A 16,712-nucleotide genomic window follows, 5' to 3' on the forward strand; every position below is an offset into this window, starting at 1 on the left:
ATGAGCATGACCCAGGTCAGAAGCGCGAGCGCGACCTACACCTACGTCGACATCGAGAACGTCGTTCGGCGCGTCAACGCCGATCTCGTGATGATCGCGGACAGCACCGGCTGCTGGACTCCGGAGGAGGCTCGCAACTACGCCCATGACATCGAGGTCCTGGCCAAGGACGGCTACCTCAAATGGGTCGACGTCACGCTGATCAGCAGTGGGGTCGAGATCAAGGCCGTCAGGTTCGAAGTCGATACCGACGCCGGCTCGCTGTCTACGAGCCGGCCCGGCGGCGTTCTTTGGCCGAAGGTCGCAGGGGCCAAGCTTCGTGTCGTGCTGAGCTACACCGACGACTACACCAGTGCCGCACGCGAAGCCACGAAAGGTAAGCTTAAGATCGGTTGGGTGACCTGCTACGACGATACCAGCCATGCCGCTCTCTCGTCGGCTGGCGGCCGCAACTATGTCAGCAATGCCTATGGCATGCAGCGCAAGGATTGGGCCTCGTGAGTCAACCCAGCATCTTCGACAGCGAGACGCCGCTGCCCAGCGATACGCTGGCCAAACGCGAGAAGACCCTTCTGGGGTTCGATACCCGATATGCGCGGGTCCACGATCAGCTTCGTCTGCTGCTGAATGTCCGCGAGCTGGCGGGCTGGAGCCACAAGAATCACGGCAAGAGCCTTCCGATCTGCGATCTCGTCGCCGAGCAGTATCCGCTGGTGATCTTTCACGGCGATGTCGGCACCGGCAAGACCGCAACAGCGGAGTGCATCGCCAACAAGTTGGTAATCGAGGCCAGAAGCGAAGATTCGATCCTGTTCAAGCTGAGTAACCGCGTCCGCGGCAGCGGCATGGTCGGCGAGATGGGAACATTGATCGCGGAAGCCTTCAAGAAGGTCATTCAATCGGCCGGCAAGCACCGCCGCGCGGTCCTGATCATCGACGAAGGCGACAGCCTCGCCGCCTCGCGCGCCCAGGAGCACAGCCACCACGAAGACAAGGTAGCGGTGAACACGCTCATTCAGGGCGTCGATGACCTGCGCCAGTACGGCGGCCGGATCGTGGTGATCCTGTGCACCAACCGGCTGTCGGTCCTGGATCCTGCCTTGTGCCGCCGCGCCGCCATCATCGAGGAGTTCCGCCGTCCAACGGACGACGAGCGCCGCCAATTGCTCACGATGGATCTGGCCGGGTTGTCTCTGACGCCCATTCAGCTATCGCAGCTCGTCGAAGCCACCGGAGCGCGGGCAGGCAAGCCGTCCTGGACCTATTCGGATATCAGGACGAGGCTCTATCCGGCCGCGCTGGCAAAGGCCTTCCCGAGCGGGCCACTGCGCTTCGATCAACTCAAGCTCGCCGCCGCGGCGATCACCGCGTCGCCGGTGATGGAGGATCGCTGATGGCGCGCTCCCCTCTGTTCGGCCGGCGCATCCACATTGCCGGCAGCATCGTCGAAGACCTTGCCATCGCCTCGACCGCCGACGTCAATCAGGCCCGCGAGCTCGTTGCTGCGCTGGTCAAGGAATTGGCCCGTCGCGGTGCGAATTTCGTCGTGCCTGTCGACGCTGAACCTCTGCGCAAATCCGACGGGCTTCCGATCTGCTTCGACTGGCTGATCTGGAAGACGCTCAGGGAGAGCCTCGCGTCACGCCCGGCGAATGTTCCGGGCCCGCTCGCGGTCGCCGTGCAGCACCACAAGAGCGAAGATCAGGTCCCGGCTGAGTATGCCGACCTATGGGACGAGCTGCGCAGCTCGCCAATGGTCAAGATCGAGAACGCCGCGCACTGGAACATGGCCAGCAAGCGCATGGAAGCCCAGGCCCGCTTCGGCGATATTCTTGTCGCGCTCGGGGGGACGGAAGGGGTCCTCTACCTCGCAAATCTCTACCACGATGCCGGAAAGCCGATCATTCCCCTCAATCTTCCCGTGTCGCCGGAAACGGCGGGCGCTCGCCGGCTCTACAGCTTCGGATTGACTAGCAGCCAAACCCGCCGCCTGTTCCAGGTTGCGGATGACGGCGACGCCCATGACTGGCTCAACAAGATCCGGTTTCCGCCGCGCCAGTCCATCCCCGATCGCGTCGCGGTCCTCGTCGACCTGCTCGAGTCCCTGGAAAGACCAAAGGCCTTCGCGGTGCGGCTGCTGAATCCGGCGCTGCCGGACTATGCCGACGTGCAGGACTTTTTCGACACCGTCGTGCAGCCGGTGATCGAGAACGAGCTTGGCTACCGGCTCGTCGTCATCGACGGCCGGCAAGCCCACGACCATGCCCGTATCGATCAGGAAATCTTCGCCAAGTTGCACCGCAGCGCCGTCGTGATCGCCGACATTACCGGCGGACGATCGAATTGTTTCCTCGAGCTGGGATATGCTCTGGGTCGCGGGCTGCCTACTATGGTGACGGCGCGTGAGGGCTCGGACCTGCCGTTTGACATCACCACGCTCTCTGGCCTGCATTGGAAGAACAGCGGCGCGGCCGAGGATCGCCGGCGCGCCTTCCGCGAACATTGGCAGGCGATCCGCACGCGACCCTCGCTCGTGCCGGCGGAGCCATTGATCTCATGAGGCGTAAAACCGAAGTGTTCGTCTCAGTCGACGTTGAAACCGCCGGGCCGATCCCCGGTGAGTACAGCCTTCTGTCGATCGGCGCCTGCGTTGTCAACGATCCGGCAAAGACCTTCTCCTGCGAATTGAAGCCGATCAATCGCAATGCCGATCCGAAAGCCCTGCAGGTTTCCGGCCTGTCGCTGGATGAGCTTGCCAAGAACGGGCTCGAACCGGCGGAGGCGATGCGGGCCTTCGCGCAGTGGCTCGACGCGCTTGTTGAAAAAGACGGCTCGGTCGTCTTCGTCGGGCTCAACGCGCCGTTCGATTGGTCATTCGTAAATTATTATTTCCATCGGTTCACGGGCGATAATCCATTCGGGTTCACGGCTTTGGACATCAAGGCGCTTTTCATGGGTGCGACGGGGTGCGATTGGGCCGATACGCGATCGAGCAAAATGACGGAGCGCCTGTCGCCTCGGTTGAAGGGCGATCATCAGGCCCTGCATGATGCGCAGTATCAGGCCGAGTTATTCAGTCTCATTCGAACCAAGCTCTTGGGAAATCGGTAGAGCATGGCGGGAGACATGAAGCGACGCTCGCTCATTGTCGAAGGACCACTCGCATTCGCGATGCAACTTTTTGCAAAGCAACTACGTTTGATCGGTCGCTTTTCTATTAAAGGGGAACAATAGGTGGCATCAGTCGCGCGATATGTCGTTGAGCGGTCGCCGGACCAGGTCCGGCTCGCTTTCAAGAGCGTCCTCGAAATTTGCAAGGAAAGGAATATCTCCAGCGTGACGTTGGTGGTGCCGCAGAAGGGCGGCTTCGATCGGACCATCGTGGCCGAATTCCTCGGACCGAACGTCGTAAAGGCGCTCGTCAAGGGGCAACCCGTTCTGGTGGCGCAGGGCGTTCAGATGAAGTTGGAAAGTGCGCAGACCTCCCGGGGGAGTTGGTCAGATGGGCTGCTGATCGGCGGCCACATCTCGGACAAAGACATGAACAAGCTGGACGATGCGATCGGCGCGCAAGCGATCGTCTACCTTCCTTGGAACGATACCGACGGCAAAAACTGGCGAGCGACATGGGGAGCTCAGATCGTAGGAGCCACTACTGCACCGGCACCGACCGTTAGTTTGCCCGAGCCCGTGGAGGAGGCGCTGCAGAGCCTGACCCAAGCCGTCAATTTGGGTACGGGTCTCAATCATCCCTCAGACAAGAAACACGCAGAGCGCACAATCGCGCAGCTGCGTCAGGAAGGGCATTCGTTTGATCCAGTTGAGGTCCGCCGATGGGCTCAGCGGAACGGCTGGTCGTCAAGTGCGGCCGCAGACCTTGAAAAGGTAGCTCGCAAAGCATTCCGATAAGGTCAGTGTTGGATTCTAGTTTGGGATCCAGAGAAGGCAGCCGTTGAGAAGAATATATCGATGTCTCCTGCGCATTCGCCGTGATGGCGGACCTCAAGCGCGGCGAGCCGGATTGGAGCCTGCTGGGCGTCCCTGGCGCGGCGGACCTGCCGGCTATACGCTGGAAGCAGATCAATCTGGACAAACTGCCTGCCGAGCACAGGGCGAAGCTCGTCGCGCAAGTCGAGAAAGTCTTGCGCAACGCATGGGGTCGGAGGAGGAAACCCTCCATTTACCTGGCGGCCATGCGATGGCAACTTGTTCAGACGGCTTCTCCAGGGGAGACGCTGCCACCCAGCGAGGCCGGAGCGCGCCTCAGCTCAGTCGCCCATCGCGAGCCTCGCCGCGACCTGTCTCGTTGTCAGCATGAAATTTTTGAATCGTTGGCGCTGATCGATTCATTTATTTAATTGGACGGTCGATTCGGCGGCTGCGATTCTGGCGCATGTCCGAACTCACCGTGCAATATCTCGTGCTCGAGCGTCGCGATCCGGCCCGTAACATGGCGCGGTTCTATGTGCTCACGATTGAGCCGACGCTCTTTGGCGATACGGCATTGGTGCGCGAATGGGGCCGTCTCGGTGGGCGCGGTCGACGGCGACTCGATCTGTTCAAGCCGTCGAGGCTCTTGAGTCCTGGCTCAGGCGCAACGCCCGTCGCGGTTACGTCCAGCGGCACTTTCCGGGCTCGGAGCCGGCGTGCGACACGCCACAAGTCGGCTGATCTGGACAAAATGTCAGTGGAAGTATATCAAAGTAATCCGAGATCATACTCGACCATATTCCAAGAATTGCGAAAGTATTCCATAATTAATTATGCGAATTTAAATAGTGTCATGGTTTCAGTAGGAGAGATCAACCGAACTCCATAATAGAAATGCTCCATCAGTTGCTATTCAAGCGAGGCGTGGATCCGTGCGGCGCCAGATCGCCGGGAATGAGTGAAACAGATCGAGTCGACCGCGCTGTTGCCCACAAGCAGAGCATGTGTCATTCGACATGGTCACCGGCTCCCGCCATCCGGAACTGACCCCCCGCATTGCCTCACTAAAAATGTTACCGGACAACTTCTCTGCCGTGTCTGGGGCGGAGCTGCCGAATCAGTTCGGTGGCAGGTATGGCAGGGAAGATCAGCATGCGCGCAAAGCGCGAGATCAGATCAGCGGGTGGACCGAATGCTTTCCGCTTGTTGTGCGTGAAGCAGCTCTTGTGGTCGAAGCTCTCGAGCGCGCAGAACCTATTTCCCTGGCCCGTTCGGGGGCTCGATTTTGACAACGACAGCGCCTTCATGAACGACACGGTCGTGTCGTGGTGCCGTTCTCACGATGTCGAAGTCACTCGTTCCAGGGCCTACAAGAAGAACGATCAGGCATTCGTTGAACAAAAGAACGGAGCTATCGTTCGCCGCCTGGTGGGCTACGGGCGGTTTGAAGGCATTGATGCCGCCCGTTCATTGGTTCGCCTGTTTGCGGCGGCCCGGCTATACATCAATTTCTTCCAGCCCTCGTTTAAGCTGAAGGAGAAGCACCGCGAAGGTGCCAAGATGATCAAGTGCTATCTTCCTCCCGCTACGCCGTACGAAAAAGCATTGGTCCACCCGAGGCTCAATGAGGCATTCAAAGGTCGGCTGCGGGAGATTTACCGGACGCTTGATCCTGTGGCATTGCTGGCACAGATGCGGGACGCTCAGAATGAGTTGGGTAAGCGTGTCGATCAACGGGCTGGAAAGTCAGCGATGACTGTCGCGCAGGGGCACAGTGATTTGGCGGCCTTTGCCCGAGAGCTCGGCGATGGTTGGAAACAGGGTGAGCAGCGAGGCATTCATCGGCGTCGCTATGTGCGGCGCAAGCCTGTGCCACGTCGGCCATCGATGCTCGACCCATACATTCCCATCATCGAGGAATGGCTCGCCGCAGCTCCGCACTTGTCTGCGGTCGATCTTCTCTCCCTGCTGGAAGCGCATGCGCCCGGTCGGTTCAGCGGCCATCAGCGGCGCACGGTGCAGCGATTGGTGAAGAATTGGCGATCAAAGGCCGCTCGACAGCTCATCAGCAACACAGAGATCACACTATCGGTCCAAGCTTCGCGCCTTCGTATTTAATCCTGACAGGTTCTTTCGCTGAAGCACCGCAAGCCGCTCGCTCGCTACGGCGCTCTGGGGGGCGAGCTTCGCGAGCGGCTTGCTCCGACTCGCGGCAGTCGATCCAGAAGACACCAGGGTGACTTCGGTAACATTGTCATCTGAGGCAATATGGGGGGCAGTTTTCCATGGCGCGCGACACATAAGGAATGCGGTATTTGCCGCTTTGCGAGCAAGACCGTTCCTGTGCCGGGATCGCTGGTCGATTTCTTGGCTCCGCGGTCCACCAAGGCTTCGAGGTTTTCGAGCCCACCGAGCTTGCGATAAGTCGGCCCCGTACCGTATGTGCGATGCTTTTCCAAAGTTCGGCGGACAGGCCGAGAAAGCGTGCCGCTTCGGGGCTCCGCAAGTATCGCGGCGGCAGCCGGCGGTGGTCTGGCATTTGAGATGCTCCCTGCTCTTCTGGAGGGCTCGCGCGGCTGATCGCGTGCCGACGAGCATGATGGTGTGGAGTAGAAGAGCGCTTAAGGGGATGCCGAAGATGCGGGAATGATTTCGGCACCCCTGCTCTGTTCCTTGCGAGATGACAGGCAGAGCACGGCCGTGTCTCTTTGGATGCAGAGGCCGTTGGCCGGTTAAGCCATCAATCCACGGTATGGATGTGCTCCATCAAAACTATTGAGTTTTGCCGATCCTACGAATGGCGGATATTGGGTTCAGATGGCGCACTTAGACATCGAGATGAGCTACCGTCTTCTTTGGCTGGCGAGGGAATGGCATCGTGGCGGCTCGAAGCGACGGGCTTCCGCGGTCGCTTTGCCGCTTATTTCCGATAAACCACGGTATAGCTTTTCTGATGGTCTCAATATGGCTTAGCTCCGCGCGGCGGGGCGATGCTTGGAGGCTCCGGCCCCGAAAGGAGCTGGGCGCAGCCGATCTCAGGTGCGGTGCTGTGGCTGGCTAAATGGATTGAATTCATGGCACCCAGATCATGCGAAACAGGGATAGGGTCGTCTTCCATTTCCGCTACGAATGGGATCGATGAGAGTTACGGTCTATCTGCAACAAACCTGAACAACGGGCAATCTACGTACGCATTGCCAATCGGAGATGGCGCGCGTCCATCCGAAGCGCGCAGTAGGCGCTCATGCAGCGAACAAGCCAAAGCTGCCACAAGGGCCATCGAATGTTGTCGCGGCATGATGTCATCCTCGCGGATGTCACGTCATCTGAGGATAGGGATGGTTGACCCTATCTGGATTGCCATTGCTGGTGTTGTCTCTTTCTACCGGACGAAGGTTTTAAGACGGACGCTCGGTCTGTCCAAGATAGGCTGTTGAATGATGAACCGCGATGTAAGCCATGCGCCTGCGGTGTGCTTTTTGCTCGGTCTTCCCCGCTCGGGGACGACGCTGCTAGCGCATTTGCTGCAGCGGCACCCGGATATTTTGGCTCCGCCTGAACCGTGGCTCATGTTGGCACTTGAGGCCTTCGGTAAAGTCGACCACCGCCACCCAGCCGGCGCATCATTGGTTCAAAGCGCAACCTCGCAGTTCTTGGGGCGAATAGATCGGATGATCGTTACCCGCGCTTTTTCCGATGCAGCTTATTGCCAGTATTTAGCTGCTGCAGGCAAACGCACTCTCATAGACAAGACGCCGCGCTATTGGACGGTGCTCGACTTTTTGGATTCCCTTTATCCGGAAGCACCGCGTCTCGTTCTCATGCGTAACCCCTACGCCATCGCCGCATCACTGAAGACGACATGGGGCGTCCCTCTGCTGGCCGCAAGTTCCCCGCCCGCCATCGCATCGTGTCTCGCCGATATCGCGTTGGGCCAGCCCACGCCCGCGATCGCATCTTCTCTCGCAGATCTTGTCCTGGGCCTGCCTGCGCTAGCAGCATACCGCAGTCGACCTCAGACGCAGGTGGTCCACTATGAGACCCTTGTGGCGCACCCCGATGACGAAATTCGGCGCGTGCTTGCCGGCCTCGGTTACACTCCGACCGAGACGGGATCGGCGCCGGGGGGGCAGACGGACTATCTCCGCTCCAGCACTTTCGGAGATCGCAAGATCCTGGAGCGAAAGGCCGTCGATGACCGCTCAGTGGAGGCTTGGCAAACTGACTTGAGCATCGAAGAGATGCAAGTCGTGACCGACCTGGTTGGGGCGAAGCTCTTGACAGAGCTCGGTTATGAGCGGGATTTTCAGTACGCAAAGCAAGCCGGCGTCGTCGATAGGGGGCCGGAAGCAACCCAAGGCTATCGCCACTTATTTCGGACCTGCTGGGATTTTCTGGACGGCAAGACGGGAGGATCGTTCGAGCTCCCCGCCGAACTCAATAATAGTGGTGGGCAAGCGGAGGAACACGCCGCGGTTGCTTTCGCAGCCTCAGTGTTTCAGCAAGCGCAACGTCTGGCCGCCACTAAGAAGGAAGAGAATCTGCGGGTGGCAAATTCAATCGCGGCGCAGTTGAACGAGGAGCTCACGGCGGTCGTGTCCTCGGAGGTGAGGCGACAGCTTGCGCCGGCGGGCCGACGATAGGACAAACGCGTGACCACCGCGCGCCCGATCGCCCCACCGGCCCACAGGTCCCTCCCGCGCGCGCTGCTGCGTCGCTTGACGTGCAGTGGGAGCGAATAAGTCGAGGTAGTCGGTCATGATGTATCGCAGCGAGGTGCGCGTCGCGGCGGCGCACGCGGCGCAGGCCCAATCTCGACCATGCGGCCTCCGCAGATGGGGCACACGTCGAGGCGGTGACCAAGGAGGATGGCGCAGCGCTCACGATAGTCGACAGCTTCGGCAGGCGGAGGTGGCTGCGGGGCTTCAAGTGCCGCTCGGATGCGCGCGAGTTTGGCGGCGCGGCAGGCGTTCGCCAGGAAACCAAAATGACGGATGCGGCGGAACCCCTTCGGCAATATGTGAAGCAGAAAGTGACGAAGGAACTCCTCAGTGTCGAGCGTCATTACTTTGGATTTGTTCCCGGCGCGATAATCTTTCCACCGGAAGCGGACGTGGCCCTGCTCACAGGTAAGAAGCCGGCCGTTGGCGATCGCAACGCGATGAGTGTAGCGCCCGAGATAAGTCAGAACCTGTTCTGGTCCGCCGAAGGGACGCTTGGCGTAGACGACCCACTCGACCTTGCGGAGGGCGTTTAGATGGCGGGCGAATGCCGCTGGCTCGACGAGGTGCGCGAGATGGCCGAACAACTGGAGCTTGGTGCCATCGAACGCCGCCTGCAGGCGCTCCAGGAATAGCCGACGATGCAATCGTGATAGCACGCGAACGGGAAGGAAGAAGCCGGGGCGACAATGAACCCAGCTTCCATCAGGAGCGATCCCGCCGCCTGGTATGCCGGAATTTCTCCGGTCGAAGCTTGCGGGCTCGTCAATCCGTGCAGTGTATGAACTCTACCAGGCTTGGCGTGAGCAGCCCAACGCCGTCGAGACCATATGTGCAGCACAGGAGAGCTTCACCGACGCCCACGCCCGCCAGCTGGCTCGCAAAATTCGTAGCGGAGTTGGGGGCTCCCATGCTGATAGCGAAGGTGCCGCTGGAGCTCAATCGGCGCGAGGCCCGATCGCACCGCAAGTAGCATTGCGACCCATAGAGAGAGACCGTGTAACGGCGGCCGCGGAGAAGAGCTCCAGGTCTTCCGTCCATCGAAATGAGCGAATGAGTTCGTCAGTGACGATCAGAGTGCGCCACCAAGATCGCGCGGGCTGTCTTCTCGTCGATCGGCTCGCGTCTCAAGGCTCACGCCATGCCGTGCTGTTGGTCGATGGCGCAGAAGAAGTGGAAGAGGTGCCGGCATCGACCATCACCATCGAAGAGATCATTTTCGCATGAAGCTGGCCTTCGACTGTCTCCTCAGAAAGACCGCTGCGCTTGGCATGCCGGCGGAGCGGATTTCCCATCCGAAGGATGGCGCGTTAGCGCAGCAGCCGGAGGCCGAACGCGCCCCCCACAGCGCCGTAGAGAGGCCGGAGGCTGCTGGTAAGCCGCGGTCCACATACCCGGTGCCAATGTTGCCGGTCTCCACGCGCGGCGTTCGTGGAATAAGAGCACCGGGGCTGACGGCGGCGCCATTCCCGGAGGAATTCTGCGCATCGATCGTCGGCTGGGTTGGATCTCACCTGCAGCAAATCCCGAGCTTTGAATGCCGAGCCTGTTGGTTCGAACCAACACGGAGGGAGTGGAAGGATTCGCTTTTTCTAGTGCAGGATAGGCTTCGCGCCAGCGATGTATTAGATCGCGATTGGGATTGGAGTGCATGGCTCTGATCTCGCTTCGCGTCTCTGACGAAGTCGCTGCGGAGTTCTCAGCTTTGGCAGCGACCCAGGGCGGCAAATCCGCGCTCTTGCGGCGTCTCATTGCTGAGGCACTTGCTGAACCAGTGCCGCGCATCTCCGTGCTGCCTGTCGGGCGACCGGAGAAGGTGACGGTGCGATTTCGCGAGAGCGAGATGCGGCAGCTCGCGGAAGTGTCACATCAGCGCGGCATGACCCGAACCGGCTGGATCGTTGCATTGGTGCGCTCGCGGTTGGGATCACCGGTGCAGCATTCTCCAGGCGAGCACGAGGCGCTCCGCGCGATTGTTCGCGAGCTCAACCAGATCGGCGGCAACATCAATCAGATCGCGCGCGCAGCGAACGCCAGTGTGCTGCAGGGCAGGGCGGTCGAGCCCGATCTGTCCGCAATTCAAGAGGCCCAGTTGGTCATCGAAAAAGAGCTCGCGCAACTACGCAATGCGCTGCACGGCAACGCGGATTATTGGGATGGGCGGCGATGAGTCGGCGCCATAAGCCGCGGCCGGCAGACCTGGCCTCCGAGCTTCCGCCGATCTCATATGTTTGGGAAACGCCCAATCGGCGCCCGCGGCGGGCCGAGTGGGATATCCCCGATCCGGCGGTTCCTAGTCGCCTGACGCCGGCTATGCGCGCGAAGCTCGAACGGATCGTGCGCCGAGCGCCAGAGGTGATGGTCAAGATCACCGGCCGCACCAAGGACGTGGCGCATCTCAAGTCGCACCTTGCGTATATCACGCGAAACGGCGAGCTCGATGCGGAAACAGAGCAGGGCGCGAGTCTGGCCGGTCGTTCCGGATTGAAAGACCTACAGCAACGCTGGGAGGATGATGCCGGCCTTGACGACAAGCGCCGCCGTGATGGGTCGCTTTCGATCAACATCATTCTGTCGATGCCGGCTGGCACCGATGCCGTCGCCGTCAAGGATTCAGCCCGGGCATTTGCCATCGAAACGTTCGGGGACAATCATGACTATGTCTTCGTCCAGCACCTCGACGACAAACATCCCCACGTGCACTTGACCGTCCGGTCCCTGGGCCACGACGGCAAGCGTCTCAACCCTCGGAAGGCAGATCTGCAGGCTTGGCGGGAGCGATTTGCTGGCGAACTCCGGCTTCGCGGGATAGCGGCCGAGGCAACGCCGCGGCGAACCCGCGGGCGAGTTCAAAAGGCCGATCGCGGGGCGGTGCTCGCTATGCGCAAGCGAAAAATCGTACCTGATGTCGACCGGCTCGCCCGGAAAGAGGTGCTTTCGGAGGTGAGGGGCGGCACGACTGCAAAACGTCCTTGGGACGAGCAGATCAAGTCACGTCAGGATGCGATCCGGCGGCGATATCTCGATTACGCAGCCGAGCTGCAGCATTCTGGAGCGGCGGCAGATCACGCGCTCGCGCGCCAGGTTAGGCAATTCGTGAACGACATGCCCGCCGTTGAAACCCGGCGGCATGCACTAAAGAATGAGCTTTCGGAGCTCACCAATAGCCGTCGCCGCAAGGCAGAGCAGGGAATCGATGCCGAGTTGCGCGGTCACAAGCGAGACGATGAGCGGACGAGGTAAGGCGCCCGCGCGCTCCGCCAACCGTTTCATCGGTTGGCACGTAGATGTGCACTGGCGGCTTGTCATGTTCCTCGAGCGCGCGAACAGCATTGGAGCCGTCAACGGGAAGTTACACCCCTATGGAGCGGCTGCCCTGAGGCGCCTAGGTCCTTGAAAGCTGGCTGATAGATCGTGCATTCTTCGAATCGGCCGTCTCGCCGGACCTGCCACAGGGTCAAAGTGGGCACTATTTCAAATCCTTGGATCGACCGTCATATCCAGGTCGGTGCGTAATCTGTGGACATCGGCCGCCGATATGAACAGGTGGATCCTTTGACCGCTATCCCTTTGACTGAATCTGCGCTCACGTCCGTGAAGCGTGCGGTTAGGCAGGGCTATCCGAACTACAAATCATCCCATCTGACCGAGGCGATCGCAGCCGCATGCGGCTTTGCAAGTCATGCAGCGCTGCGAGCCCGCATGTTGGAGCGTGCACCGGTGCATCCGGACTTTGCATTGCTCGAGGAATTGCCGTTCCTGAGCCGGCTCGCGGCGATGACGGGTGTTCCGACATCGGACGAAGACCTCCGCGGATTCTCCTTCGATCGCCTCAACTACGAGGGTGCGGACGTGATTCCGACCGCGTCCAAGGGGGTAACCAAGGTGAAATACGACGGGTCCCGCAGGCGGCGGGCCTGGCGCAATGTGATGGTCGCCGGGATCAATGCTGGCATCGACCAGGGATTGTTTACGCCGCGTGCAGGAGAAAACAGCTGGCCGCTGCTGGATCCGAGGTACGGGGACGATGGTCGAACGTACCGATTCATGATCGAGGATATTGCGGCGATTGCCAGCGTTCACGACGCGGATTGGGACGAGCTATCAATCCACGTTGCTCTGTGGCCTGCGATCGACGGCGAACGCTGGGTCCGAACGGCAAATGGCGGTTTCCTGGCGGGCGAGGTGTTTGCATCCGGATGGCTTGAGCGCCGTGACGGAGCGTGGCTCCAGGTGGGAGATCACCCCGAGTTTGGTTGTCGGAAGCAGCGCCTGGACCTGATCGCCGCGCTGGATATTCGGCCCAAAGGTTATGCGGATCGCGGCAGCTTTAGGCTTTGATTACGAACGAGGTGCGGGCTGCACGACAGTGCCAAGAAGGAGACGCTTCGCTCTCTCTACGCCTTTGCGTGCTGCGCGCCCCGACTGCGGGATGCCTGTGAAGGCGGCTGTCGGGATCAGACTGATGATGCCGGCGAAAAGTGAGTTTCCTCGGTGGCGATGATGTGCCAGTACGGAGAGCGACATAGTAGGCGCCGGGCAGGAGATGTGTGCTACCGGTGTCGAGGACCAAACGGCTGCCTGGATGGATGATCTGCAGGCGATCGGCAGGCAAGTCTCGCCACCGTGGCGACACGATCAGCACGACGGCGGTCGCCGGCTGACAGCCTAGCGTCTCAACAAGATAGACTTCGGGAAGCCGCGTCTCGTGGGCTCGATAGGGGCCAGATGCCACCAAAGCGGGCAGCGGCCTCTCAACTGGACTCGAAGCCGGCCGCTTTTCGGGCGGCGTGAAGTCGTTAGCCCGATCCGTGTCCCGCTTGTTAAGGCTCCTTCATCCCCGATCTTTTCCGACGACCTACCCCTTCGGGTTGGCCCTGCCCGTCGATTTCAAGGAGTCGTTTGCCCAGCTCCTTCTTTAGAGCGTTGCGATCGCCACCGGACAGGGGTGTTGGATGGTGGTTAAGCGCCATTGAGTAACAAACCGATCGCGAGCGGATCCTTTAGGAGCTCTTGAAAGATAGCCAGCAGCCATCCTCCTCGTAGCGCGCGCTACGATTCTGACATGTCCGATCGGCCGACTTCTGCCCGACGTCCTTCCAGACTGCATGCTGATCGAAAGACCCGACCGCATCTGCCTTTTCGGATCTCAACGATTCGACTGCAGCGCTGGCAGGTCACCCGCAAAACGTGACGAGGGATCTCCGATAGCCGTCGCTGCTGAATTGGCACGCCTGGACTCGTTCCGACGCTCGCGTCAGCCAGGATTGAATCCCAATACTCTTGCGGTAAATCTGCGTCTGAACCGACGGAATGCGATGACGACGACCGAGTAGCGGCGGTCCATTTTTCAATCTGTTTTGGTGACGGCATTCGCCAACTCGCGCGTCGGGACGACACTCCCGCGGAAGGGGAGGGGGACAAAGCAGGTTCTTTTTTCTGACATATTGTCAAAATACGAAGGACAAATTATCAAAACGGATTTTACATAATGACAAGTATTGAGCTGACTGAAATTTTGACATTTCTGGGCCTCGACCTGGCCGAGGCTGCGCAACTGTTGGGAGTTTCGACGCGAACGCTTCGAAGATGGATGGAAGGCGAGGAAATTCCCGGTCCGGCCCAAGCCGCTCTGCGTGCCTGGCACCAACTCCACGCGCGGCACTTGGCTTGGAAGCCGGACGCCATTTCCATATTCGAGAACGACCAAGCTCAGCTCGAGCGTGCGCGACTTCATGCGCGAGAGGTGAGCGGGCTGATCAAAGCGGTCGAAGCTCGCGGCGGGCCGCAAAATCCATGGTCGGTCAATATCGCTAAAGGCGTTGCGACGTTCGGTCCTTTTGAGATCGGGTTTTACAACCTGCAAAACGGAAGCTTCTCTCTCAGCGGGTACCGCCGCAAAGACAGCTCGCCGGACCTCGTGCGGGACAGGCCGTACCTTGAAGATGCCGCGTACAGCATCAGCATGGCTTTTTCAAAGGCCGGCGAAAGCGAAATTGCGCTGGACAACGTCGCGGAGTACGTCCGAAAACATTCGGCCGCGTTTGTTGTCGATGGCCCGCAGCGGCTGTCGCCTGCGGACTCCAAACGCCGCCAGCGGGACATCGAATTACTCGCCGGCAAAATCGATGAACTGGCGAAGCTTGCCGCCAAGGGCAGCGCCAATCACCTTCAATTTGAGGAATTACTGCATCAACTCCACGAACTCGGGTTCTTCCCGACTATCGATCTGGTTTCAGCAGTAGCTAAGGCTATGGTCTAAAATATGAAGAATTCAGTGAGCGTTCCAGATCTTGGCGCGCGAGGTGAGAATGTGTTCATCGGTTGGTGTGAACCGGAAGGGTTTCGTGCCCAGAAATCACAGGCAGACCGTCTCGGCTGGGACTACCTCCTTGAAGGCGAGCCTTTGCGGATGAAAGAGCGTCCGCTTGATTCCCAGAACGATCTTCCGAAATTCTTGATCCAAGTGAAAGCGACAGAAGGATCTCAGCCGCCGAGGATCAAGCTGTCGGCGCTCAAGCATCTCGTTGATGCTGACCTGCCGGCGGCGATCGTCGTCATGTTTTTCGTCAAAGACGGGCGGACGCCGATTCGCACTCTCCTCGTCCCGGTCGATCAAAAAATGATCTACGACACCCTCAAGCGGGTTCGCAGCGAGGAAGCCAAAGGAAAGCGGAACATTCACAGAATCACGATTCTTGTGCCACTCGATCGTGCGGTAGAATTGTCTCCAGCAGGAGAAGGGCTGGCAAAGGCTTTAAACGGAATGCTCGGAGGGGCACCTGCCGATTATATTGCAGGGAAGGTCGACTACCGCAAGACTTGCGGTTTTGATAACAGATCCATTGTCGGTCGATTTTTCGTTCCAGGAGAAAATGCGGGCGAAAAGATCGGTCAGCTCTTTTTGGGTGGCCCTCGCACGCTTAAGGTGACGGACCTGACGATTGAGCGACGCCGGTTCGGAATTCCGCTCGACAATGATCGCGATGAGTTTCGGGAAGCGGTGCTGGAGCTAAACGTATCGTCATCGATGTCAACCACGGTTGAACTTTCTTCGGAAGCAGGCGAGTGGACCTCGGTAGAGCTCGAGATGTTCGTCACTCCGATATTCGATGGAAAGCTCGGGCCGGTGCGACTTGCAAACAACTTCCTTGAATTTTTGATCGACTTTCCGAAGGCGGAGGCGAACCTAACGCTCAACTATGACGGTGAACGAATTGTCGACCTGGAGGAGGCGGTCGCCATCATCGAGATTGGCGTCATACTGGCCAGGCCGCAGAAATCGATAACGCTCCGTTTCAAGGGAAAAGAGCTCAAGTTGGAAATGGCACCAGGCGAAGGGCCATTTGCGCATTGGATTCCGGCCGCGCCAGTTCTTCGTAGGATTGTATCGGCGATGGTTCGGGCAGGTCGGCAGACAGCGCGCCGCTTTAAATTTGCCGACTTCGTCGATTGGGTTGATACTCACATCGAATTTCTTGCCGTAGCATCAACGCCAGGCGTCAATATCATCTTCAACCATTGGCCTGACGAAATTCAACTGACTTCTGACGATGCTTTGTTGACGCCTTTTTCGCTCGAATGTTTTGGGTCGTGCTATACGGCGCTTATCGAACTTCCGATTGTATCATCGAGCCGCTCGGAGCCGGAGGTCACGCTCATCGGTGGTCGGCCCCATATTGTATCAGAGGTGGTGCGGGCATTGAATGCCGATACGTCTGACTTTGTCGAGAGCGCAGTTGAACGATCGAATAAGGATCGGGGGTCGAAAAGACCGGCCTTTTTCGCGGAGGGATTCTCTAACTGGGATAAGGTCATGCTCTCCATCTCGTAGAGAAGTGCTTATCAGTCACAACGGTGGAAGTACGACCGTAAAAAGCAAGGCCAGCGCAGCCGGCAAAGTCGGCTGAGCTCTCTAAGGCTGGAGACGAGCTTGCGGGGAAAGCAGTCTGCTATTGGGAAGGCAGGTGCTATTCTTTCGATTTCGTCGACACCCTCATCCTCAAAAACTTGGCGCCAGTTGATTGCAATGGTGTCGATCCGATCGATCTCGGCCCTAGC

Annotated in this window: 15 protein-coding genes and 2 pseudogenes; 15 read left to right on the top strand and 2 right to left on the bottom strand. The window is 59.4% G+C overall.

The genetic code is table 11. The annotated features are described in order from the left end of the window. The 8 genes from L6637_RS28675 to L6637_RS28710 all read left to right on the top strand — a co-directional run bounded on the left by L6637_RS28675 (position 1) and on the right by L6637_RS28710 (position 6,048). Positions 1-501, top strand: a complete 501-nt coding sequence (locus L6637_RS28675) for an HORMA-1 domain-containing protein (RefSeq protein WP_128929590.1) — start codon at positions 1-3, stop codon at positions 499-501. After that, a complete protein-coding gene (locus L6637_RS28680; protein ID WP_128929589.1) occupies positions 498-1,394 on the top strand; it encodes an AAA family ATPase in 897 nt (298 codons plus the stop codon). The genes L6637_RS28675 and L6637_RS28680 overlap by 4 nt, the downstream gene beginning before the upstream one ends. Then, on the top strand, positions 1,394-2,560 hold the full coding sequence (locus tag L6637_RS28685) for a hypothetical protein (RefSeq protein ID WP_128929588.1): 1,167 nt from the start codon (positions 1,394-1,396) through the stop codon (positions 2,558-2,560). The genes L6637_RS28680 and L6637_RS28685 overlap by 1 nt, the downstream gene beginning before the upstream one ends. After that, on the top strand, positions 2,557-3,111 hold the full coding sequence (locus L6637_RS28690) for a 3'-5' exonuclease (RefSeq protein ID WP_128929587.1): 555 nt from the start codon (positions 2,557-2,559) through the stop codon (positions 3,109-3,111). Before L6637_RS28685 ends, L6637_RS28690 begins: the two co-directional genes overlap by 4 nt. Before the next feature lie 123 nt (positions 3,112-3,234). After that, a complete protein-coding gene (locus L6637_RS28695) occupies positions 3,235-3,909 on the top strand; it encodes a hypothetical protein (RefSeq protein WP_128929586.1) in 675 nt (224 codons plus the stop codon). 83 nt (positions 3,910-3,992) lie between these two features. Beyond that, positions 3,993-4,358 (top strand): hypothetical protein, encoded by a 366-nt coding sequence (locus L6637_RS28700; protein ID WP_128929585.1) that lies wholly within the window; start codon positions 3,993-3,995, stop codon positions 4,356-4,358. A gap of 35 nt (positions 4,359-4,393) precedes the next feature. After that, a complete protein-coding gene (locus L6637_RS28705) occupies positions 4,394-4,819 on the top strand; it encodes a WGR domain-containing protein (RefSeq protein WP_371746380.1) in 426 nt (141 codons plus the stop codon). Positions 4,820-5,064: 245 nt separating this feature from the next. Then, the gene (locus tag L6637_RS28710; RefSeq protein ID WP_128929584.1) at positions 5,065-6,048 is read left to right on the top strand and encodes a hypothetical protein; all 984 of its coding nucleotides are present in this window, start codon (positions 5,065-5,067) and stop codon (positions 6,046-6,048) included. 200 nt (positions 6,049-6,248) lie between these two features. Here L6637_RS28710 and L6637_RS28715 read toward each other — a convergent pair. Further along, positions 6,249-6,469, bottom strand: a pseudogene (locus tag L6637_RS28715) (helix-turn-helix transcriptional regulator); the annotation flags it as partial. An 898-nt stretch (positions 6,470-7,367) separates the two neighbouring features. On the opposite strand from L6637_RS28715, the gene noeE reads away from it, so the two are divergent. Continuing rightward, entirely contained in the window at positions 7,368-8,573 is a 1,206-nt protein-coding gene (gene noeE / locus L6637_RS28720; protein ID WP_276575773.1) for a nodulation protein NoeE, read from the top strand. A 113-nt stretch (positions 8,574-8,686) separates the two neighbouring features. On the opposite strand, the pseudogene L6637_RS28725 reads toward noeE, so the two are convergent. Then, positions 8,687-9,382, bottom strand: a pseudogene (locus L6637_RS28725) (IS91 family transposase); the annotation flags it as partial. Positions 9,383-9,716: 334 nt separating this feature from the next. Here L6637_RS28725 and L6637_RS28730 point away from each other — a divergent pair. The 6 genes from L6637_RS28730 to L6637_RS28760 all read left to right on the top strand — a co-directional run bounded on the left by L6637_RS28730 (position 9,717) and on the right by L6637_RS28760 (position 16,485). Further along, a complete protein-coding gene (locus L6637_RS28730; protein WP_232995580.1) occupies positions 9,717-9,878 on the top strand; it encodes a hypothetical protein in 162 nt (53 codons plus the stop codon). A gap of 424 nt (positions 9,879-10,302) precedes the next feature. Continuing rightward, the gene (locus L6637_RS42840) at positions 10,303-10,821 is read left to right on the top strand and encodes a plasmid mobilization protein (RefSeq protein WP_128929583.1); all 519 of its coding nucleotides are present in this window, start codon (positions 10,303-10,305) and stop codon (positions 10,819-10,821) included. Between the two features lie 143 nt (positions 10,822-10,964). Further along, positions 10,965-11,894: a relaxase/mobilization nuclease domain-containing protein gene (locus L6637_RS28740; RefSeq protein WP_232995579.1), complete on the top strand. Its 930-nt coding sequence runs from the start codon at positions 10,965-10,967 to the stop codon at positions 11,892-11,894. A 276-nt stretch (positions 11,895-12,170) separates the two neighbouring features. Beyond that, on the top strand, positions 12,171-12,992 hold the full coding sequence (locus tag L6637_RS28745; protein WP_232995578.1) for a hypothetical protein: 822 nt from the start codon (positions 12,171-12,173) through the stop codon (positions 12,990-12,992). A gap of 1,150 nt (positions 12,993-14,142) precedes the next feature. Next, positions 14,143-14,913, top strand: a complete 771-nt coding sequence (locus L6637_RS28755; RefSeq protein ID WP_128929582.1) for a helix-turn-helix domain-containing protein — start codon at positions 14,143-14,145, stop codon at positions 14,911-14,913. Between the two features lie 15 nt (positions 14,914-14,928). Further along, a complete protein-coding gene (locus L6637_RS28760; protein ID WP_128929581.1) occupies positions 14,929-16,485 on the top strand; it encodes a hypothetical protein in 1,557 nt (518 codons plus the stop codon). Positions 16,486-16,712 lie beyond the last annotated feature (227 nt).

This window comes from Bradyrhizobium zhengyangense, from assembly GCF_022012435.1.
GTDB lineage: Bacteria > Pseudomonadota > Alphaproteobacteria > Rhizobiales > Xanthobacteraceae > Bradyrhizobium > Bradyrhizobium zhengyangense.

Bases quoted from the DNA above. Each gene is read 5' to 3' on its own strand.
- L6637_RS28675 (WP_128929590.1), top strand. From the start codon at position 1: ATGAGCATGACCCAGGTCAGAAGCGCGAGCGCGACCTACACCTACGTC.
- L6637_RS28685 (WP_128929588.1), top strand. From the start codon at position 1,394: ATGGCGCGCTCCCCTCTGTTCGGCCGGCGCATCCACATTGCCGGCAGC.
- L6637_RS28690 (WP_128929587.1), top strand. From the start codon at position 2,557: ATGAGGCGTAAAACCGAAGTGTTCGTCTCAGTCGACGTTGAAACCGCC.
- L6637_RS28700 (WP_128929585.1), top strand. From the start codon at position 3,993: ATGGCGGACCTCAAGCGCGGCGAGCCGGATTGGAGCCTGCTGGGCGTC.
- L6637_RS28705 (WP_371746380.1), top strand. From the start codon at position 4,394: ATGTCCGAACTCACCGTGCAATATCTCGTGCTCGAGCGTCGCGATCCG.
- L6637_RS28710 (WP_128929584.1), top strand. From the start codon at position 5,065: ATGGCAGGGAAGATCAGCATGCGCGCAAAGCGCGAGATCAGATCAGCG.
- noeE (WP_276575773.1), top strand. From the start codon at position 7,368: ATGATGAACCGCGATGTAAGCCATGCGCCTGCGGTGTGCTTTTTGCTC.
- L6637_RS42840 (WP_128929583.1), top strand. From the start codon at position 10,303: ATGGCTCTGATCTCGCTTCGCGTCTCTGACGAAGTCGCTGCGGAGTTC.
- L6637_RS28740 (WP_232995579.1), top strand. From the start codon at position 10,965: ATGCGCGCGAAGCTCGAACGGATCGTGCGCCGAGCGCCAGAGGTGATG.
- L6637_RS28755 (WP_128929582.1), top strand. From the start codon at position 14,143: ATGACAAGTATTGAGCTGACTGAAATTTTGACATTTCTGGGCCTCGAC.